The 19,020-nt window shown below is 71.4% G+C and carries 18 protein-coding genes; 14 read left to right on the forward strand and 4 right to left on the reverse strand.

Going from position 1 to position 19,020, the window contains the following annotated elements:
- The first annotated feature begins 86 nt into the window (after nucleotides 1-86).
- The 3 genes from cimA to A7B20_RS06710 are packed head-to-tail and all read left to right on the forward strand — an operon-like array spanning nucleotide 87 to nucleotide 3,168.
- The gene (cimA, locus tag A7B20_RS06700; RefSeq protein ID WP_425437127.1) at nucleotides 87-1,715 is read left to right on the forward strand and encodes a citramalate synthase; all 1,629 of its coding nucleotides are present in this window, start codon (nucleotides 87-89) and stop codon (nucleotides 1,713-1,715) included.
- Entirely contained in the window at nucleotides 1,712-2,419 is a 708-nt protein-coding gene (locus A7B20_RS06705) for a class I SAM-dependent methyltransferase (protein WP_102107790.1), read from the forward strand. The genes cimA and A7B20_RS06705 overlap by 4 nt, the downstream gene beginning before the upstream one ends.
- Nucleotides 2,416-3,168, forward strand: a complete 753-nt coding sequence (locus A7B20_RS06710) for a squalene/phytoene synthase family protein (protein WP_102107791.1) — start codon at nucleotides 2,416-2,418, stop codon at nucleotides 3,166-3,168. The genes A7B20_RS06705 and A7B20_RS06710 overlap by 4 nt, the downstream gene beginning before the upstream one ends.
- Before the next feature lie 53 nt (nucleotides 3,169-3,221).
- On the opposite strand, the gene A7B20_RS06715 is transcribed toward A7B20_RS06710, so the two are convergent.
- The 3 genes from A7B20_RS06715 to cobA all read right to left on the reverse strand — a co-directional run bounded on the left by A7B20_RS06715 (nucleotide 3,222) and on the right by cobA (nucleotide 6,775).
- Nucleotides 3,222-4,433: an MFS transporter gene (locus A7B20_RS06715; RefSeq protein WP_102107792.1), complete on the reverse strand. Its 1,212-nt coding sequence runs from the start codon at nucleotides 4,431-4,433 to the stop codon at nucleotides 3,222-3,224.
- 67 nt (nucleotides 4,434-4,500) lie between these two features.
- Nucleotides 4,501-5,772: a cobyrinic acid a,c-diamide synthase CobB gene (locus A7B20_RS06720; RefSeq protein WP_102107793.1), complete on the reverse strand. Its 1,272-nt coding sequence runs from the start codon at nucleotides 5,770-5,772 to the stop codon at nucleotides 4,501-4,503.
- Nucleotides 5,773-5,923: 151 nt separating this feature from the next.
- Nucleotides 5,924-6,775, reverse strand: coding sequence for a uroporphyrinogen-III C-methyltransferase (gene cobA, locus A7B20_RS06725; RefSeq protein ID WP_102107794.1), 852 nt, complete (start codon nucleotides 6,773-6,775; stop codon nucleotides 5,924-5,926).
- Between the two features lie 96 nt (nucleotides 6,776-6,871).
- On the opposite strand from cobA, the gene A7B20_RS06730 reads away from it, so the two are divergent.
- The 10 genes from A7B20_RS06730 to pgi all read left to right on the forward strand — a co-directional run bounded on the left by A7B20_RS06730 (nucleotide 6,872) and on the right by pgi (nucleotide 16,125).
- The gene (locus tag A7B20_RS06730; RefSeq protein ID WP_102107795.1) at nucleotides 6,872-7,918 is read left to right on the forward strand and encodes a cobalt-precorrin-5B (C(1))-methyltransferase; all 1,047 of its coding nucleotides are present in this window, start codon (nucleotides 6,872-6,874) and stop codon (nucleotides 7,916-7,918) included.
- On the forward strand, nucleotides 7,918-8,652 hold the full coding sequence (locus A7B20_RS06735; protein WP_102107796.1) for a cobalt-precorrin-6A reductase: 735 nt from the start codon (nucleotides 7,918-7,920) through the stop codon (nucleotides 8,650-8,652). Before A7B20_RS06730 ends, A7B20_RS06735 begins: the two co-directional genes overlap by 1 nt.
- A 38-nt stretch (nucleotides 8,653-8,690) precedes the next feature.
- The gene (locus A7B20_RS06740; RefSeq protein WP_102107797.1) at nucleotides 8,691-9,287 is read left to right on the forward strand and encodes a DNA-3-methyladenine glycosylase family protein; all 597 of its coding nucleotides are present in this window, start codon (nucleotides 8,691-8,693) and stop codon (nucleotides 9,285-9,287) included.
- Nucleotides 9,284-9,961 (forward strand): alpha/beta hydrolase, encoded by a 678-nt coding sequence (locus A7B20_RS06745; RefSeq protein ID WP_102107798.1) that lies wholly within the window; start codon nucleotides 9,284-9,286, stop codon nucleotides 9,959-9,961. Before A7B20_RS06740 ends, A7B20_RS06745 begins: the two co-directional genes overlap by 4 nt.
- 262 nt (nucleotides 9,962-10,223) lie before the next feature.
- Nucleotides 10,224-10,808: an HNH endonuclease gene (locus tag A7B20_RS06750; protein ID WP_102107799.1), complete on the forward strand. Its 585-nt coding sequence runs from the start codon at nucleotides 10,224-10,226 to the stop codon at nucleotides 10,806-10,808.
- Nucleotides 10,805-11,098, forward strand: a complete 294-nt coding sequence (locus tag A7B20_RS06755) for a cupin domain-containing protein (protein ID WP_102107800.1) — start codon at nucleotides 10,805-10,807, stop codon at nucleotides 11,096-11,098. The genes A7B20_RS06750 and A7B20_RS06755 overlap by 4 nt, the downstream gene beginning before the upstream one ends.
- Nucleotides 11,095-12,063 (forward strand): agmatinase, encoded by a 969-nt coding sequence (locus A7B20_RS06760; protein ID WP_102107801.1) that lies wholly within the window; start codon nucleotides 11,095-11,097, stop codon nucleotides 12,061-12,063. The genes A7B20_RS06755 and A7B20_RS06760 overlap by 4 nt, the downstream gene beginning before the upstream one ends.
- Nucleotides 12,064-12,269: 206 nt before the next feature.
- Complete coding sequence (gene zwf / locus A7B20_RS06765) at nucleotides 12,270-13,724, forward strand: glucose-6-phosphate dehydrogenase (protein WP_102107802.1); 1,455 nt, start codon at nucleotides 12,270-12,272, stop codon at nucleotides 13,722-13,724.
- Between the two features lie 92 nt (nucleotides 13,725-13,816).
- The gene (pgl, locus tag A7B20_RS06770) at nucleotides 13,817-14,488 is read left to right on the forward strand and encodes a 6-phosphogluconolactonase (RefSeq protein ID WP_102107803.1); all 672 of its coding nucleotides are present in this window, start codon (nucleotides 13,817-13,819) and stop codon (nucleotides 14,486-14,488) included.
- Between the two features lie 29 nt (nucleotides 14,489-14,517).
- Nucleotides 14,518-16,125 (forward strand): glucose-6-phosphate isomerase, encoded by a 1,608-nt coding sequence (pgi, locus tag A7B20_RS06775; RefSeq protein WP_281260092.1) that lies wholly within the window; start codon nucleotides 14,518-14,520, stop codon nucleotides 16,123-16,125.
- Between the two features lie 564 nt (nucleotides 16,126-16,689).
- Here pgi and purD read toward each other — a convergent pair.
- Nucleotides 16,690-17,955, reverse strand: coding sequence for a phosphoribosylamine--glycine ligase (gene purD / locus A7B20_RS06780; RefSeq protein ID WP_102107805.1), 1,266 nt, complete (start codon nucleotides 17,953-17,955; stop codon nucleotides 16,690-16,692).
- Between the two features lie 83 nt (nucleotides 17,956-18,038).
- On the opposite strand from purD, the gene xseA reads away from it, so the two are divergent.
- Nucleotides 18,039-19,020 (forward strand): exodeoxyribonuclease VII large subunit (xseA, locus tag A7B20_RS06785; RefSeq protein ID WP_102107806.1); only part of this gene is annotated, 982 nt, incomplete at its 3' end.

Consider the following 19,020-nt stretch of genomic DNA (forward strand, 5'->3'; position numbering starts at 1 on the left):
TTCGGGCCGGGGAGGGGGGCTGTCTGCCCCCCGGCCTTCGGCCTCCCCCCGAGGATATTTGGAAAGCAAAGATGGGGGGTGCCGTCTTGGCTGAGCGGCTGTATCTCTACGACACCACGCTGCGCGACGGGCAGCAGACCCAGGGGGTGCAGTTCTCGACCGCCGAGAAGCACCGGATCGCGGCGATGCTGGATGCGCTCGGGGTGGATTACGTCGAAGGGGGGTGGCCGGGGGCGAACCCGACCGACTCGGCCTTCTTCGAGGAGAAGCCGCAGCTGAAGGCGACCTTCACCGCCTTCGGGATGACGAAGCGGTCGGGGCGGTCGGCGGAGAACGACGACGTGCTTGCGGCGGTGCTGAACGCCGGGACGCCGGCCGTCTGCCTGGTCGGCAAGACCCACGAGTTCCACGTCAGGACCGCCCTCGGCGTCTCCCTGGAGGAGAACGTGGAGAACATCGCCGCCTCCGTCGCGCATATCGTCGCCGAGGGGCGCGAGGCGCTGTTCGACGCGGAGCATTTCTTCGACGGCTACCTCTCGGACCCCGGCTATGCGCTCGAGTGCCTCCGGGCCGCCTTCGACGCGGGGGCGCGGTGGATCGTGCTCTGCGACACCAACGGCGGCACCCTGCCCGCCGAAATCGGGCGGATCGTGGCCGAGGTGATCGCCTCCGGGATCCCGGGCGACCGGCTGGGCATCCACACCCACGACGACACCGGCAACGCGGTGGCGGGGTCGCTCGCGGCCATCGACGCCGGGGCGCGGCAGGTGCAGGGGACGCTGAACGGGCTGGGCGAGCGCTGCGGCAACGCCTCGCTGACAACGCTGATCCCGACGCTGCTGCTGAAGGAGCCCTACCGCTCGGCCTACGAGATCGGGGTGAGCGAGGCCGCGCTGAAGGGGCTGACGCGGGGCTCGCGCCTGCTTGACGACATCCTGAACCGGGTGCCGCTGCGCTCGGCCCCTTACGTCGGCGCCTCGGCCTTCGCGCACAAGGCGGGGCTCCATGCCTCGGCGATCCTGAAGGATCCGACGACCTACGAGCACATCGACCCGAAGGCCGTGGGCAACGCCCGGATCGTGCCGATGAGCAACCAGGCCGGCCAGTCGAACCTGCGCGCGCGCCTCGCCGACATGGAGCTGGAGGTCGACAAGGGCGATCCGGCGCTGGGCCGGATCCTGGAGGAAGTGAAGGCGCGGGAGGAGGCGGGGTATTCCTATGACACCGCGCAGGCGAGTTTCGAGCTGATCGCCCGCGCGGCGCTGGGTCGGCTGCCGACCTTCTTCGAGGTCAAGCGGTACCGCGTCACGATCGAGCGGCGGAAGAACAAGTACAACCGCACGGTCAGCCTGTCGGAAGCCGTGGTGGTGGTGAAGATCGGCGACGAGAAGAAGCTCTCGGTCAGCGAGTCGATGGACGAGACCGGCAGCGACCGCGGCCCCGTCAACGCGCTGGCCAAGGCGCTGGGCAAGGACCTGGGGCCCTACCAGGGCTATATCGACGACATGCGGCTGGTGGACTTCAAGGTGCGGATCACCCAAGGCGGCACCGAGGCCGTGACGCGGGTCATCATCGACAGCGAGGATTCGCAGGGGCGGCGCTGGTCGACCGTCGGCGTCTCGGCCAACATCGTCGACGCCTCCTTCGAGGCGCTGCTCGACGCGATCAACTGGAAGCTGGTGCGCGACGGGGCGGTGGCGGAGGGTGCGCGATGACGCCGTTCTTCCAGCTCCACAGCGGGCTTCTGCGCGAGGGGCCGGGCACGCCCGAGGACGTGGCCTGGGCGCTGGAGGTGGCGGGCACCCCGGCGCGGGCGCGGATCTGCGACGCGGGCTGCGGGCCCGGCGCCGACACGGTGACGCTGGCGCAGCTGCGCCCCGCCGCGCGGATCGAGGCGGTGGACGCGGTGCCGCATTTCGTGACCGAGGCGCGGGCGCGGCTGACCCCCTTCGCCGACCGCGTCACGGTCAACGAGGACGACATGGCCGGGATCGAAGGGCCTTACGATCTGATCTGGTGCGCCGGGGCGCTCTATTTCCTCGGCGTGACCGAGGGGCTCAGGGGCTGGCGCGGGGCGCTGGCGCCGGGCGGCCATGTCGCATTTTCCGAACCCTGCCTGACGGGCGAGCCCTCGGCGGCCGTCCGTGCCTTCTGGGCCGACTATCCCGCGCTCGGCGATCTCGACGACATCGCGGCCAGGGTCGGGCGGGCGGGGTTCCGGGTGCTGGATCACCGGATGGTCACGGGTCAGGCCTGGAAGGCCTATTACGACCCCATGGTGCTGCGTATCGCGGGACTGCGCGAGGCGGCGGATGACGAGCTTTCGGGCGTTCTGGACGAGCACGAGCGCGAGATCGCGCTCTGGCGCGAGGCCGCCGGCGAGATCGCCTATGCCCTCATGGTGGTGGCGCCGCGATGAGCGTCAACGCCTGCGCCGAACTGGTCCGGCGGGGCGACCCCGACCGCTTCGCCGCCGCCATGGCCGCGCCGCCCGGCGCGCGGACGGTGTTGTTCCCGCTCTATGCCTTCAACCTCGAAGTCGCGCGCGCGCCCTGGGTCACGCAGGAGCCGATGATCGCCGAGATGCGGCTTCAGTGGTGGCGCGATGCGCTGGCGGAGATCGCGGAAGGCGGGCTGGTGCGGCGGCACGAGGTGGTGGTGCCGCTGGCGCAGGTGCTGGACGGTGCGGGGGCGGGCCTGCTCGACGCGCTGATCGAGGCGCGGCGCGCGGATATCGGGGGGCCGGACTTCGCCGACGGGGCGGCGCTGATGGACTATCTGGATGCGACGGCGGGCAGCCTGATGTGGGCGGCGGCCCTCGGTCTCGGGGCGACGGAAGGGGAGGCGACGGTGCGCGCCGTGGCGCGGGCCGCGGGGCTTGCCCGCTATCTCGCCGCGGTGCCGGAACTTGTCGCGGCGGGTCGTCAGCCGTTGCCGGAGGGGTTCGACGTCGCCACCCTCTGCCGTCGGGCGCTGGCCGACTGGCCGGGGCGTCCCGGCAGGGTGCTTCGGCCCACGGCGCGTCCGGCGCTTCTGGAGGCCTGGCAGGCGCGGGGCGTCCTGCAACGGGTCATCGCCGCGCCGGAGCGGGTGGCGGCGGGGACGCTGGCGCCCTCGGAATTCGCCAGGCGGGCCGGGCTGTTGCGGGCGGCGGTGGCAGGGCTCTAGCGGCGCGGCGCCTTCGGCGGGATCGCTTCCAGCAAGCAAGAAATGGACGCGGCTCAGGCGCGCGCCTCGGACCTCGGGCGCAGCACCAGCCAGATCAGCGCGCCGCCGGCGAGGGCCAGGAACGGGATCATCGCGTAGTTCACCGCGTGCCAGCCCGCCTGGGGCGTGCCGCCCGAACAGTTCATCAGCCCGCCCGAGGCGAGCGAGGCAATGGTGACGCAGCCGAAGACGATCATGTCGTTCATCCCCTGCACCCGTCCCCGCTCGGCCGCCGTATGGGCGCCCGCAAGCATCGAGGTCGCGCCGATGAAGCCGAAGTTCCAGCCGATGCCGAGCAGGATCAGCGCGACGAAGAAGTTGCCGAGGTGCACCCCCGCCAGGCCCACGACCCCCGCCGCCGCGAGGATGGCGAGGCCGAGGGCGACGATCCGCTCGACCCCGAAGCGGGCGATCAGGTGGCCGGTGAAGAAGGAGGGGATGAACATGGCCAGCACGTGGCCCGAGACAACGTCGGCGGCGTTGTTGCGGTCGAAGCCGCAGCCGACCACGGCGAGCGGCGTCGAGGTCATCACCAGGTTCATCAGCGCGTAGGAGACCATGGCGCAGATGATGGCGACGGCGATCCGGGGCGTGGTCAGAAGCTCCCACCGGCTGCGGCCGAGGGAATCACCCTCCCTGGGCGCCGGGGGCTTCGGGATGTCGAGGCCGAGGAAGAGCAGCGAGCCGATGGCATTGATCGCGATCACGGCAAGGTAGGAGCCGAGGAAGGGCACCACCATGGCGTCCGACGTCACCTTCACCAGCTGCGGACCGATCACCGCCGACAGAAGGCCCCCGGCCATGACGTAGGAGATCGCCTTGGGCCGGAACTCGTCCGAGGCGGTGTCAGAGGCGGCGAAGCGGTAGAAGCCCTGGGCCGACATGTAGATGCCGGTCAGGAACGAGCCCGCGAGGAACACCGGGAAGCTGGCGATCGACAGGCCGTAGGCCCCCACCGCCGCGCCCAGCGAACCGCCCATGCAGCCGGTGAAGAAGCCCGCGCGCCGCCCGAACTTCTGCATCAGCGCCGACATCGGCGTGGCGCAGAGCATGTTGCCGAGCACGATCATCGAGATCGGCAGCGTGGCGAAGCAGATGTTGGAGGCCAGCGACTGCCCCGCCAGCCCGCCGATGGTGAAGATCATCGGCATCTGCGCCCCGAGGAACGCCTGTGCGGCGACGAGGATCAGGACGTTCTTGCGGGCGGTGGCGCTGGCGGTGCTCATGGCGCCGGATTATCCCTGTTGTACGACAAAGGGAAGGGGCCGCGCACAGCCTCTCGCCGCGGCCGGATCATGTCCGGGGTGCGATCAGGTGCGCGAAGCTCCCGGCCACCCATCCCTCGCGCAACCCCATCGGCGGAAGCCGGTTTCCCTCCGCATCCGTGGCTTCGAAGAGCGGGATGCCGCGGGCCTCGAGCGTCGTCGCATAGTGGAACTCGTGCCCCGCCCAGGTGCCCGCGAAGGGGCCGGTATCGGCGCTGAGGGTGCGGTAGCCGAGGTGCAGGCGCCGGGCGGCGAAGCTGGTGGAGAGGCGCAGGAGGCCGGCCATGGGGTGCCGTGTACCGTCGGCATCGGTCAGGCTGTCGCCCAGCACCATGTAGCCGCCACATTCTCCGTATATATTAGTGGATTCCGCGGTGTTTCTCAGGCTCTGCATGAAGGTGCGTGCAGCGGAAAGGGGACCGGCGTGCAGCTCCGGATAGCCGCCGGGCAGGATCACGAGGTCGGCCTCCGGCACCGGCTCGTCCGCGAGCGGAGAGAAGGGCGTGACGTTGGCGCCGGCCGCGCGCCAGGCCTGAAGGAGATGCGGGTAGGCGAAGGCGAAGGCGCGGTCGCTGGCCAGCGCGATGCGCTGCGCCGGGGGCTTCGCGGTCGGCGCGGGCGCGGCCGTGGCGAGGGGGGCCATCAGGCCGACGAGGGGGTCGAGGTCGACGGAGGTGGCGACGAGTGCGGCGGCGGCGTCGAGGAAGCTTTCGAGGTCCGCCCGCTCGCCCGCCTGCACGAGGCCGAGGTGGCGCGAGGGATGGACGAGCCCCGCGTCGCGCGGCAGGGCGCCCAGCACCGGCAGGCCGAGGGACGCGACGGCGCGGCGCAGCATCGCCGCGTGGCGGGGCGAGCCGGTGTTGTTCAGGATCACCCCGGCGATGTGCACGTGCGGGTCGTGCCGCGCGAACCCCGCGACCAGCGGCGCGACCGACTGCGCCATACGCCCGGCGTCCACCACCAGCACCACCGGCAGGCCGAGGATCCGCGCGAGGTCGGCGGTGGAGCCGCGCCCCTCGGGCGGGGCGCCGTCGAACAGGCCCATGGCGCCTTCGACGATCAGGTCGCCATCGCCCGCGGCCAGCCCGCGGATCAACGCAGGGGGCATGGCCCAGGCGTCGAGGTTGAAGCAGGGGCGGGCGCAGGCGGCCTCGTGGAAGCGGGGGTCGATGTAGTCGGGGCCGGACTTCGCGCCGCGCACGGGCAGGCCGCGGCGGTGGAGGGCGCGCAGTAGCCCGAGGGTCAGGGTGGTCTTGCCGCTGCCCGAGGCGGGGGCGGCGACGATCAGGCCCCGGCTCATCGCGCGCGTGCGGCGCGGTCGGTCGCCACCGGCGCCGGTGTTCGGGATACCGGGGAAGGGCGCGCGTCACGCGGGGCGGCCCGGCGGAGGGCGCATCCGGCGATGGTCATGTGCCTGACAGGCGTGATGGTCATGGGACCGCGGGCCCGGCTCAGGCGGACTGCGCGGCGTCGTCGCGGCCGAGCGGGTCGAGATCGCGCGGCGGCACGCCCCTTGCCATCGCCTGCCAGTCGAGGGTCTGGCGCATCAGCGCCGAGCGTCCCACGCAGATGATCGCGGGCGGCTCGAGCCCCGCGTCCGCGATGTCGGTGGTGCAGGCGGCGAGCGTCGTCTCCAGCACGGACTGCGCGGGCAGGGTCGCGTTGGTGACGACGGCCACGGGCTCGGATGGAGCGCGGCCCGCGGCAAGGAGGGCGGCGGAGATCTGGGCGATGTGCTTCATCCCCATGTAGATCACGATCACCTGCGAGCCCTTGGAGATCGCGGCCCAGTCCAGCGAGCCGGGCGTGTTGCCCGACTGGTCGTGGCCGGTGACGAAGGTCACGGACTGGTTCACGTCGCGGTGGGTGACGGGGATCCCGGCATAGGCCAGCCCGCCGATGCCGGCCGAGATGCCGGGAATGATGCGGATCGGCACGCCGTGCTGCACCAGCGTCTGCGCCTCTTCGCCGCCGCGCCCGAAGACGAAGGGATCGCCCCCCTTCAGCCGCAGCACCCGCTTGCCCTGCCGCGCGAGGTCCACCAGTTGCAGCGAGATGTCGCGCTGCAGCGCCGAGGGCTTGCCGCCGCGCTTGCCCGCGTAGACGTGGCGCGCGCCGGGCGCCCAGTCGAGGATCGCGGGTTCGACCAGGGCGTCGTAGACCACCACCTCGGCCTGGCGCAGGGCGTTCAGGGCGTGCAGCGTCAGCAGCCCCGGATCGCCGGGGCCCGCACCGCACAGCCAGACCCAGCCGGGGTGCAGCCGGGGCCAGTCCATCGGGGGCAGGGGATCGGGTGTGCTCATGGGCCGGTTATGCCGCAGCGCGCGGCGAAGGCAAAGCCCGGAAGCGGCATCGGGCGGGGCGTTGGCGGCAGCCGCGGCGGGGCCTATAGAGAAGGCATGACACGCAAACCCGCCCGAGAGTTGCGCCGCGGCTGGACCACGGGCGCCTGCGCCACCGCCGCGGTGAAGGCGGCGCTGACCCGGCTCTGGACCGGGACGTTCCCCGAACGGGTGTCGATCGTCCTGCCGCGGGGCGAGGTGCCGGAGTTCGCGCTGGCCCATCGCGACTCGGGGCCGGGCTGGGCCGAGGCGGGAATCGTGAAGGACGCGGGCGACGATCCCGACGTGACCCACGGCTGCCTCGTCGTCGCCCGCGTCACGGCGTCGCGGGGCGGCGTGACCTTCCGCGGCGGCGCGGGGGTCGGCACCATGACGAAGCCGGGCCTGCCGATCCCCCCCGGAGAGCCCGCGATCAACCCGGTGCCGCGCCGGATGATGGCGGCGGAGGTCGACGCGCTGGCGGCGGAACTGGGGCGGGCGGCGGACATCGAGATCACGGTGTCGATCCCCGGCGGCGCCGAGATCGCGCAGAAGACGTGGAACCCGCGGCTGGGGATCGAGGGCGGGCTGTCGATCCTCGGCACGACCGGCGTGGTGCGCCCCTTCTCCTGCGCCGCATGGATCGCCTCGATCCACCGCGGCATCGACGTGGCCCGCGCCGCGGGCCTCACCCATGTCGCGGGCTGCACCGGGGCGCAGAGCGAGGCGGCGGTGCAGAAGCTCCACGGCCTGCCGGACCACGCGATGCTCGACATGGGGGATTTCGTCGGCGGCATGGTCAAGTACCTGGTGCGCCACCCGGTCGCGCACCTGACGGTGGGAGGCGGGATCGGCAAGCTGACGAAGCTCGCGCAGGGGGCGCGGGACCTCCATTCCTCGCGCAGCCGGGTCGACTTCGCCCGCCTGGCGCTGCTGTCGGACAATCCGGAGGTTGCAACCGCCACCACGGCGCTCCATGCTCTGACCATCGCCGGACCGCCCCTCGCCAGGGCGGTCGCAGAACAGGCGAAAAGGGAACTGGAGACGATGGTGGAGGAGACCGGGATAACCGTGGACGTGGTCGTGACCGACCGCGCAGGGCAGATACTGGCCCGGGCGGTCTGATGCGCCTGCTGCTGCTCGCGGGAACCATGGAGGCCCGGCAGATCGCCGCGGCCTTCTCCAGCGACAACCGCATCAAGGTCATCGCCTCGCTGGCGGGGGCCACGCGCACCCCGCGCGCCCTTGGCGTGCCGACCCGGATCGGCGGCTTCGGCGGGCGCGAGGCCTTCGCCGCCTACCTTGAGCGCGAGCGGATCGGCGCGGTGCTGGATGCGACCCACCCCTTCGCCGCCGCCATGTCGCACCGCAGCGCCGATGTCTGCCACGAGATGCAGGTGCCCTACATGCAGTTCCTGCGCCCCGCCTGGATGCCCGGGCGCGGCGATCACTGGACCTTCCTGAACAGCGAGGAGGACGCGGCGCGCCACATCCCCGAGGGCGCGCGGGTGTTCGTCGCCACCGGGCGGCAGACGCTGGAGCGTTACGGCAACATGCACGGACGCACCTTGATCGTGCGGCTGATCGACAGCGTGCCGGGGCATTTCCCGCTGCCCGAGGGGTATTTCCTGCCCGGAACGCCCCCCTTCACCGTCGAGGAGGAGGTGGCGCTGTTCCGCCGCCAGGAAATCGACTGGCTCGTGACCAAGAACGCCGGCGGCAACGCGAGCCGGGCCAAGCTGGACGCGGCGCGCCACCTGGGGCTGCCGGTGGCGATGATCCGCCGGCCGCTCCAGCCCGAGGGGCCGAAGCTCGAGACGATCTCGGCCGCGCTCTCCTGGGTGCGGCGGCTGCTGTGAGCGGGACCGCCCGTCGGATCATCGACACGCAGGACGACATGGAGGAGGGGATCGCCGCGCTGGCCGTCGTGGAGCCGGCCTTCGCCCGGATCCGCGCGCTGACCGGGCCCTGGCCGCTCCGGCGGCGGGACGGCGGGTTCGGCGCGCTGGCCTTCGCCATCGTCGGCCAGCAGGTCAGCGTCGCCTCGGCCGCCGCGGTCTGGGGCCGGGTCAGCGCGGCGGGGCTCGACGATGCGGCGCGGATGGCGGCGGCGACGGGGGACGACCTCTGGGCCTGCGGGCTGACCCGGCCGAAGCAGGGATACCTGAAGGCGATCGCCGTCTCCGGCTTCGACTACGCCGCGCTCGAGCACATGGAGGACGAGGCGGTCCTCGCGCGGCTCTGCGAGTTGCCGGGGATCGGCCGCTGGAGCGCCGAGATCTACGCCGCCTTCGCGCTTGGCCGCGCCGACGTGCTGGCCGCGGGCGATCTCGCCATGCAGGAGGCGGCGCGGATGCTGTTCGGCCTGCCCGCCCGCCCGAAGGAGGCGGAGCTGCGCGCGCTCGCCGCCCCCTGGTCGCCCTGGCGCGGCGTTGCGGCGCGGGGGCTTTGGGCCTATTACCAGCACGTCAGATCACGCGAGGGGATGTTGTGAGCAGAACTCTGGACAGCGGGCGCGCCGGGGCGCCGAAGGGGCAGGCCGAACGGCTGGTGGTGCTGCTGCACGGCTACGGCGCCGACGGTGCGGACCTCCTGGGCCTGGCCGAGCCGCTGGGCCCGCACCTTCCCGGCACCGCCTTCCTGGCCCCGAACGCGCCGGAGCGCTGCACGGTCAACCCGATGGGATTCCAGTGGTTTCCGATTCCCTGGATCGACGGGTCGAGCCAGGAGGAGGCCGAGGCGGGAATGCAGGCGGCGGTCGGCGACCTGAACGCCTGGCTGGCCGCCACGCTGGAGGACGAGGGGATCGGGCCGGAGAGGCTGATCCTCCTCGGCTTCTCCCAAGGCACGATGATGAGCCTGCACGTCGCCCCGCGCCTCGGTGACGAGATCGCGGGCGTTGTCGGCTTCTCGGGCCGCCTGCTCCAGCCCGAGCTCCTGGCCGACGAGGTGGTGAGCCGCCCGCCGGTGCTGCTGATCCACGGCGACCAGGACGAGGTGGTGCCGCCCCAGAGCCTGCCCGAGGCGGCAAGCGCGCTGCAGGAGGCGGGGTTCGACGTCTATGCCCACGTGATGAAGGGCACCGGCCACGGCATCGCGCCGGACGGTCTGTCGGTCGCGCTGGCCTTCATGCGCGAGCAGCTCGGGCTCGAGGATCAGGCCGGATGAGGGCACACCGCGGCGCCTGACCGTTCTTTGGTGCCGCGAACCGCCGTCATCGTTCTGCCGCCCGGACGGGCGGTGCATCCCGGCAGCGGCGCATGGTCCGTCATGTCCCTGTCATGCGCAGGCGTTACCCCGCACCCGGCGGCGGTCCACAGTTTGTGGGGCTTGCCACGGGTCCGCCGCCATATATAGTCCTTCCCTGACGGGGCGGCGAACCCGCCCTCGACCGGAACGACGGCAGCGTGTGACGGGAGACGTGACGACGATGGACGGTGATTTCAGAACCAGTTTCGTGCGCGAGCCAAGCAGCCTGAAGCATTTCCCGGCCCTTGTCCTGAACGCCGACTACCGCCCGCTCTCCTACTATCCGCTGTCGCTCTGGCCCTGGCAGGAGGCGATCAAGGCGGTCTGGCTCGACCGGGTCGAGATCGTCGCCGAGTACGAGAAGTTCGTGCACTCGCCGACGACCCAGATCCGAATACCGTCGGTGGTGGTGCTGAAGGATTTCGTGAAACCCCAGAAGCGCGTGGCCTTCACGCGCTTCAATCTTTTTCTGAGGGACGAATTCTGCTGCCAGTACTGCGGCAGCAAGGGCGACCTGACCTTCGACCACGTCGTGCCCCGCGCCCGCGGCGGCATCACCTCGTGGGAGAACGTCGTCGCCGCCTGTTCGTCCTGCAACCTGAAGAAGGGCAGCAAGAGCCTGAAGCAGTCGGGCCTGACGCTGAGGAAGCCCGCCCGCCGCCCCGGCGCGGAGGAGCTGAAGAACCTCGGCCGCCGGTTTCCGCCGAACCACCTGCACGACACCTGGCTCGACTTCCTCTACTGGGACGCGGAACTGGAAGCATGAGCCGACCGAAGGCCGTCGCCACGCCGCTGCTCGAGGACGCGCGCGTCATCGTCACCCGCTTCGACTTCGCGCCGGGGGCGGAGACGGGCTGGCATGTCCACGGTCACGACTACGTCATCACCGCGCTGACCGACTGCGCGATGCTGCTGGAGACGCCGGAGGGCGAGCGGACGGCGGAAATTCCGGCCGGTGACGCCTATCGCCGCGACCGGGGGATCGAGCACAACGTGGTCAACCGCGGCGACGCCCCCATGAGCTTCATCGAGATCGAACTGAAGGATCCCACTTGACCGACCCGTTCTTCCACCCCGTCTCGGGGTCCGTCCTGCCGCGCTATGCCGGGATGGCCAGCTTCATGCGCCTGCCGATCCTCGGCCCCGACCACCCCCGCCTAGGCGAGGTGGATGTCGGACTCTACGGCATGCCCTGGGACGGGGGCACCTCGAACCGCCCCGGCGCGCGGCACGGCCCGCGGGCGCTGCGGGACGCCTCGACGATGATCCGGGCGCAGAACGGGGTGACGGGCGTGCGGCCCTTCGAGACGCTCGCCTGCGCCGATCTCGGCGACGTGGCCTGCAACCCTGTGGACCAGGACGCGGCGCTCGGGGCGATCCAGGACTTCGTGGCCGACATGGTGCGGCGCGGGATGCGGCCGCTCGGCGCGGCGGGCGACCACCTGTGCACCCTGCCGGTGCTGCGGGGCCTCGCCCAGGCGCGGGGCGACGCGCCGAAGCCGGGGCTGGTGCTGCTCGACAGCCACACCGACCTGAACCCGCCCTATTTCGGGTCCGAGACGCTGACCCACGGCAACCCGTTCCGCCAGGCGGTGGAGGAGGGGCTGATCGACCCGCGCCGCTCGGTCATGATCGGGATGCGCGGCACGATGTACGACGCGGCGGACCGGGAGTTCGGGGCCGAGCACGGGATCAGCATCGTGCCGATGCACGAGGTCTTCGCCCGCGGCATCCCGGAGGTGGCCGAACAGGCGCGCGGCATCGTCGGCGACGGCCCCGCCTACCTGTCCTTCGACATCGATTTCGTCGACCCCGCCTTCGCGCCGGGCACGGGGACGCCCGAGGTCGGCGGCCCGACCTCGGCCCAGGCGTTGCAGATGGTGCAGGCGCTGGCGGGGCTGGATTTGGTCGGCGCGGACCTGGTGGAGGTGTCGCCGCCCTTCGACGTGGCGGGCCTCACCGCGTGGATGGGCGCCACGGTGCTGTTCGAGCTTCTGTGCCTGATGGCGGCCGACGGGTGACGCGCGGCTGACGCCGACGCCCCACCCGCCGTCCCGCAGGGCGGCGCGGCGGGCGCGGCCTGCCGAAAAGGCGGGCGATTTCCGCGGTCGCAGTTGTGAACATCTCCTGCAATGCTAGACACGGTGCAGGCGGCGGGGTTATCACGCGCCGCAAGGGCGGTTAGCGCTAACGGCGCGCCGCGGCAGAGCAGACGAGAGGATGCAGCATGGTCTCACGCGTCATTCCGGTCGACCCGTTCGATCTGGTCATCTTCGGCGGCACCGGCGACCTGGCCCGCCGCAAGATCCTGCCGGGCCTGTTCCGACGCTTCAAGGCCGGGCAGATCCCCGAGGACTCGCGGATCATCGGCGCCTCGCGCTCGGACCTCAGCGACGACGACTATCGCCGGTTCACGAAGGAGGCGATCGAGGAGTTCATTCCCGAGGACGAGCGGCGCAACAGCCCGCTCGACAAGTTCCTGGACTGCCTGCATTTCGTGACCATCGACGCGACCGGCGAGGCGGGCTGGCAGCAGCTTTCCGACAAGATGCGCGACAACGTGGTGAACGCCTTCTACTTCTCGGTCGCGCCGAGCCTGTTCGGCGCCCTGGCCGAGCGGCTGCACACCTACGGGATCGCGGACGCGAAGACCCGGATCGTCGTGGAAAAGCCCTTCGGGCGCGACCTGGAAAGCGCCAGGGCGCTGAACGCGACGCTGGCGGAGCACTTCAAGGAAACCCAGATCTACCGGATCGACCACTATCTCGGGAAGGAGACGGTGCAGAACCTGATGGCGGTGCGCTTCGCCAACGTGCTGTTCGAGCCGCTGTGGAACGCGCAATACGTCGACCACATCCAGATCACGGTGGCCGAGACGGTGGGGGTCGGCGGGCGCGGCGCCTATTACGACAAGTCGGGCGCCATGCGGGACATGGTGCAGAACCACCTGATGCAGCTTCTCTGCCTGATCGCCATGGAGCCGCCGAGCCGCTTCGATCCCGATTCGGTGCGCGACGAGAAGCTGAAGGTGATCCGGGCGCTCGAGCCGGTGCAGCCCTATCACATCGTGCGCGGCCAGTACGACGCCGAGGGCGACGCGCCGAGCTATCGCCAGGATGCCGAGAACCCGCGCTCGCTGACCGAGAGCTTCATCGCGCTGCGCGTCCACGTCTCGAACTGGCGGTGGGCCGGGACGCCCTTCTTCCTGCGCACGGGCAAGCGGCTCAAGGCGCGCACCAGCGAGATCGCGGTGGTGTTCAAGGACGCGCCGCACTCGATCTTCGGGCAGGAGGCTGGGACGCACCGCAACATCCTGACGATCCGCCTCCAGCCGAACGAGGGGATGACGCTGGGCGTCACCATCAAGGAGCCGGGACCGGGCGGCATGCGGCTGATCGACGTGCCGCTCGACATGACCTTCGCCGACGCCCTCCCGCAGGAGGCGGAGGACGTGCACGACGCCTACGAGCGGCTGATCATGGACGTGATCCGCGGCAACCAGACCCTGTTCATGCGCGGCGACGAGGTTGAGGCCGCGTGGGCCTGGACCGACCCGATCATCGACGGCTGGGAGAGCCGCGGCGAGGCGCCGAAGCCCTATGAACCGGGCACCGCGGGCCCGGAGGACGCGATGATGCTGATGATGCGCGAGGGGCGGAAGTGGCGCGAGATCAAGGAGTGATCGCGGCCCCGCCGGTCGGCGCGTGATCGCCGCATGACTTGCGGACGGCGTCCGTCTGCACGATCTTCCCGGACAGGAAAGCGAGGGCGGAGATGAAACTGATCGAATACGCCGACAGCGAGATGATGATGATGCAGCTGGCCGACACCATTGCCAGCGAGCTGTCGAACTGCCTGGTGGCCCATCCCTGGGCCTCGCTCGCCGTGCCGGGGGGCACGACGCCGGGGCCGGTCTTCGACACGCTGGCCGGGGCGAACCTCCAGTGGGACAGGGTCCATGTCATGCTGACCGACGAACGCTGGGTGCCCGAGACCTCCGAGCGGTCGAACACGCGCCTCCTGCGCCAGCGGCTGCTGACCGACAGGGCGGCCGCGGCGACCTACGTGCCGCTCTATGCCGAGGCGGAGACGCCGGAGGAGAAGATCGGGGAGCTGGGCGAGGGGATCGCGGCGGAACTTCCGATCTCGATCCTGCTGCTCGGGATGGGGGCGGACATGCACACCGCCTCGCTCTTCCCCGGTGCCGACCGGCTGGAGGAGGCGCTGGCCTCGGATGCGCCCCCGCTGATGGCGATGCGCGGCGGCGGCGCGCCCGAGCCGCGGATCACCCTGACCGCGCCGGTCCTGAGGGGCGCCATGTCGACCCACATCGTCATCACCGGCGCCGCCAAGCGCGAGGCGCTGGAGCGCGCCCGGAGCCTTCCCGTTGCCGAGGCGCCGGTGAACGTCGTCCTCGGCGAAGCCACCGTGCACTGGGCCGCCTGAGCCCCCCTGTCCCGAACGAACTGCGGAGCCTGACCATGTGGAGCGACCTGACCGCCAAAGCCGACGCCGTGAAGGACCGGCGCATCCTCGAGCTGTTCGACGACGCCCGCGCGTCCGACTTCTCGATCGCCGCGGGCGACCTGCTGTTCGACTATTCCAAGACCAACATCGACGCGGAGACCCGCGACCTGCTGGTGGGCCTGTTCGAAAAGGCGGGCGTCGCCGACAAGCGCGCGGCCATGTTCTCGGGCAAGCCGATCAACGACACCGAGGGGCGCGCGGTGCTGCACACGGCGCTCAGGAACCTCTCGGGCACGCCGGTCGAGGTCGACGGCAAGGACGTGATGCCGGGCGTGCTGGACACGCTGGCCCGCATGGGCAGCTTCGCCGAGGCCGTGCGGAGCGGATCCTTCACCGGGCAGGGGGGAAGGATCACCGACGTGGTCAACATCGGCATCGGCGGCTCGGACCTCGGGCCGGTGATGGCGACGCTGGCGCTGGCGCCCTACCACGACGGCCCGCGGGTGCATTACGTCAGCAACGTGGACGGCGCCCACATCGCCGACACGCTGTCGGGCCTCGACCCCGAGACGACGCTGGTCATCATCGCCTCGAAGACCTTCACCACCATCGAGACCATGACCAACGCCGAGATGGCGAAGGCCTGGATGGCGGGCGCGGTGAAGGATCCGGGCGCGCAGTTCGCCGCGCTCTCCACCGCCGCCGACAGGACCGCCGCCTTCGGCATCGCCCCCGAGCGGGTGTTCGGCTTCGAGGACTGGGTCGGCGGGCGCTATTCCCTCTGGGGCCCGATCGGCCTGCCGCTGATGCTGGCTGTGGGCCCCGAGGCGTTCCGCGCCTTCCTCGCCGGGGGCGAGGCGATGGACCTGCACTTCAAGTCCGCGCAACCGCTGGAGAACATGCCCGTCATGCTGGCGCTGGTCGGGATCTGGCACAACCAGGGTTGCGGCCATGCCACCCGCGCGGTGCTGCCCTACGAGCAGCGGCTGCTGCGCCTGCCCGCCTACCTCCAGCAGCTCGAGATGGAGAGCAACGGCAAGTCGGTGGCGATGGACGGCACGGACGTGCCGGTGAACACCGGCCCCGTGGTCTGGGGCGAGCCCGGCACCAACGGCCAGCACGCCTTCTACCAGCTGATCCACCAGGGCACCCGGGTGGTGCCCTGCGAATTCATGGTCGGCGCCGAGGGGTTCGAGAGCGAACTCGCCCACCAGCACACGCTGCTGGTCGCCAACTGCCTCGCCCAGTCCGAGGCGCTGCTGCGGGGACGCACGCTCGATGAGGCGCGGGCGCTGATGGAGAAGAAGGGCTTCACCGGCGACGAGCTGGAGCGGCAGGCGCGCCACCGGGTCTTCCCCGGCAACCGCCCCTCGACCACGCTGGCCTATCCCAAGCTGACGCCCTTCGTGCTGGGCCAGATCATCGCGCTCTACGAGCACCGGGTGTTCGTGGAGGGCGCGATTCTCGGCATCAACTCCTACGACCAGTGGGGCGTGGAGCTCGGCAAGGAACTGGCGAAGGCGCTGGAGCCGGTCGTGACCGGCGAGGCCGACGGCGCGGGCAAGGACGGCTCGACCCTGGCGCTGGTCGACTACATCCGCCGTCACGCGGGCTGACGGGCTGAAATCTCCTGCCGGTGCGGCGCAGGGGACTGCGCCGCGCGCCATGCGTCACGGGCAATCGCCGCCTGCCGCAGGAATACCGCTCTGTTATTCAGGGCGCCGAGACGGCCGACCGAAGAACGTCGTCCCCGCCAGCCACCCCCGGCGGTGGTCTGCCACGGGATGACCCTGGGCCTTCTCATGCTGCCGAAGGGGTGAGGATCGCCGCAGTTTGACCTGACGCCGACTCTCTTCTCACCGCGCGATCCCGCTGACGCTCGGTCGAGGAAACGCACCGCCTTTCCCGGCCCGCCGCAAGCGGGGCAGGCCAGACCGCGAACGGCCCGCGATCCGAGAGGCCGCCGCCCGCCGAGGCAACCGCGCGCTGTCCCCGGCCAGCGAGAGCGTCGCATGCCCTGACCACCGGCCCCGGGCGCGGATCATGCGCAGGACTCGCCTCGTGCAACAGGCAGGTCCGGGGCGGGGTCCGCCCGCGCACCGTCGCAACCCGCGCAAGCGCCGGCACGCGAAGCCCGGAGAGGGGGTTCGGGGGAGAGGATCCTCCTCTCCCCCGCTGCCTCAGCCGAGCGCGCGCCAGCCGATGTCGCGCCGGAACACCCCGCGGGGCCAGTCCACCGCCTCGGCCAGCGCATAGGCCCGCGCCCGCGCCTCGGCCAGCGTGGCGCCGCGCGCCGTCGCGCCCAGCACGCGGCCCCCGGCCGAGACGATCTGCCCGTCCCGCTCGGCCGTTCCGGCGTGGAACATCATCGAGAAGCTGTCGCCTTCCAGCGCCTCCAGTCCGCCGATCCGCTCGCCCTTCGCGTAGCTGCCCGGATACCCCTCGGCCGCCAGCACCACGCACATCGCGTGATCGTCGGCCCAGTTCACCCGCGCCTCGGCAAGCCGCCCCTCGGCCGCCGCCAGCATCAGGTCCAGCGCCTGCGCGCCAAGCCGCATCATCAGCGCCTGGCACTCGGGATCGCCGAAGCGCACGTTGTACTCGACCAGCCGCGGCGCGCCGTCCGCGATCATCAGCCCGACGAACAGCACCCCCTGGAACGGTGTGCCCCGCCGCGCCATCTCGGCCATGGTCGGGCGCACGATCCGCTCCAGCGCCGCCTCCGTCACCGCCTCCGTCATCACCGGGGCGGGGGAATAGGCGCCCATCCCCCCGGTGTTCGGCCCCGTGTCGCCCTCGCCGATGCGCTTGTGATCCTGCGCGGTGCCCAGCGGCAGCACCGTCTCCCCGTCGCAGAGCACGAAGAAGCTCGCCTCCTCGCCCGCCATGAACTCCTCGATCACCACCTCGGCCCCGGCCGCTCCGAAGGCGCCGCCGAACATGTCGTCGATCGCCGCCAGCGCCTCGCCTTCCGTCATCGCCACGGTCACGCCCTTGCCCGCCGCCAGCCCGTCGGCCTTCACCACGATCGGCGCGCCCGTTGCCCGCACATGGGCCTTCGCGCTGTCGGCATCGGTGAACCGCGCCCAGCCCGCCGTCGGCGCCCCGGCGGCATCGCAGACCTCCTTGGTGAAGGACTTCGACGCCTCCAGCCGCGCCGCCGCCTCGGACGGGCCGAACACCGCGATCCCCGCCTCGCGCAGCCGGTCCGCGACGCCCGCCGCCAGCGGCGCCTCGGGGCCGACGATGACGAAGCCGATGGCGTTCTCCTCGGCGAAGTCCACCACCGCGCCGCCGTCGAGGATGTCGAGGCTGGCGCAATCGGCGATCATCGCGATCCCCGCGTTGCCCGGCGCCACGATCAGCCGGTCGCATTTCGGGTTCTGCATCACCGCCCAGGCCAGCGCATGTTCGCGCCCGCCGCCGCCGAGGATCAGGATGTTCATGTGCCGCGCCCCGCTTTAACTTGACTTCCGGGCGTTCTAGGGTTCGCGCAGAACCAGCACAAGACGCACCGGGAACCGCCGCCATGTCCGACCTGATCGACGATCCCGTTCCCGGCGGCAACGCGCCGGAGTTCACCGTGTCCGAACTCTCGGGCGCCGTGAAGCGGGTGATCGAGGGCGAATTCGGCCGCGTCCGTGTCCGCGGCGAGGTCGGGCGCGTCTTCAAGGCCCGTTCGGGCCACCTCTATTTCGACATCAAGGACGACCGCAACGTGCTGGCCTCGGTCACCTGGAAGGGCCAGGTGCCGCTTCTGACCCAGCTGCCGGAAGAGGGCATGGAGGTCGTCGCCTCGGGCCAGCTGACCACCTTCGGGTCGCAGTCGAAATACCAGCTGACGGTCGACGACCTGCGCCCGGCTGGCGTGGGCGCGCTGATGGCGATGCTGGAGAAGCGCAAGAAGCAGCTCGAATCCGAAGGTCTCTTCGCGCCCGAGCGCAAGCGGCCGCTGCCCTACCTGCCCGAGGTGATCGGCGTCGTCACCTCGCCCTCGGGCGCGGTGATCCGCGACATCCTCCACCGCCTGCGCGAGAGGTTTCCGCGCAAGGTGCTGGTCTGGCCGGTGGCGGTGCAGGGCAAGGACTGCGCGCCGCAGGTCGCCCGCGCGATCCGCGGCTTCAACGCGCTGACCCCCGGCGGCGCGGTGCCGCGCCCCGATCTCATCATCGTCGCCCGCGGCGGCGGCTCGATCGAGGACCTCTGGGGCTTCAACGAGGAGATCGTCGCCCGCGCCGCCGCGGAAAGCGCGATTCCCCTGATCTCCGCCGTCGGCCACGAGACGGACACGACGCTGATCGACTACGTCTCGGACCGCCGCGCGCCGACGCCGACCGCCGCCGCCGAACTGGCCGTGCCGGTGCGCGCCGAGCTTCTGGGATGGGTGCAGGGACAGGGCGCGCGGATGACCGGCGCGACGGGGCGGATGCTGGTGCAGCGGGGCCAGCGCCTGCGCGACCTCGGACGCGCCCTGCCGCGCCCCGAGGGGCTGCTCGCCCCCGCCCGCCAGC

It is taken from the genome of Oceaniglobus roseus, assembly GCF_002869745.1.
In the GTDB taxonomy this organism is placed as follows: domain Bacteria; phylum Pseudomonadota; class Alphaproteobacteria; order Rhodobacterales; family Rhodobacteraceae; genus Oceaniglobus; species Oceaniglobus roseus.

Excerpts from the sequence above, each read along its gene's own strand:
- A7B20_RS06730 (WP_102107795.1), top strand. The coding sequence starts at position 6,872 with ATGACACGCAAACCCGCCCGAGAGTTGCGCCGCGGCTGGACCACGGGC.
- A7B20_RS06715 (WP_102107792.1), bottom strand. The coding sequence starts at position 4,433 with ATGAGCACCGCCAGCGCCACCGCCCGCAAGAACGTCCTGATCCTCGTC.
- A7B20_RS06750 (WP_102107799.1), top strand. The coding sequence starts at position 10,224 with ATGGACGGTGATTTCAGAACCAGTTTCGTGCGCGAGCCAAGCAGCCTG.
- A7B20_RS06735 (WP_102107796.1), top strand. The coding sequence starts at position 7,918 with ATGCGCCTGCTGCTGCTCGCGGGAACCATGGAGGCCCGGCAGATCGCC.
- cobA (WP_102107794.1), bottom strand. The coding sequence starts at position 6,775 with ATGAGCACACCCGATCCCCTGCCCCCGATGGACTGGCCCCGGCTGCAC.
- A7B20_RS06710 (WP_102107791.1), top strand. The coding sequence starts at position 2,416 with ATGAGCGTCAACGCCTGCGCCGAACTGGTCCGGCGGGGCGACCCCGAC.
- purD (WP_102107805.1), bottom strand. The coding sequence starts at position 17,955 with ATGAACATCCTGATCCTCGGCGGCGGCGGGCGCGAACATGCGCTGGCC.
- zwf (WP_102107802.1), top strand. The coding sequence starts at position 12,270 with ATGGTCTCACGCGTCATTCCGGTCGACCCGTTCGATCTGGTCATCTTC.
- A7B20_RS06755 (WP_102107800.1), top strand. The coding sequence starts at position 10,805 with ATGAGCCGACCGAAGGCCGTCGCCACGCCGCTGCTCGAGGACGCGCGC.
- A7B20_RS06720 (WP_102107793.1), bottom strand. The coding sequence starts at position 5,772 with ATGAGCCGGGGCCTGATCGTCGCCGCCCCCGCCTCGGGCAGCGGCAAG.
- A7B20_RS06705 (WP_102107790.1), top strand. The coding sequence starts at position 1,712 with ATGACGCCGTTCTTCCAGCTCCACAGCGGGCTTCTGCGCGAGGGGCCG.
- A7B20_RS06740 (WP_102107797.1), top strand. The coding sequence starts at position 8,691 with ATGGAGGAGGGGATCGCCGCGCTGGCCGTCGTGGAGCCGGCCTTCGCC.
- pgl (WP_102107803.1), top strand. The coding sequence starts at position 13,817 with ATGAAACTGATCGAATACGCCGACAGCGAGATGATGATGATGCAGCTG.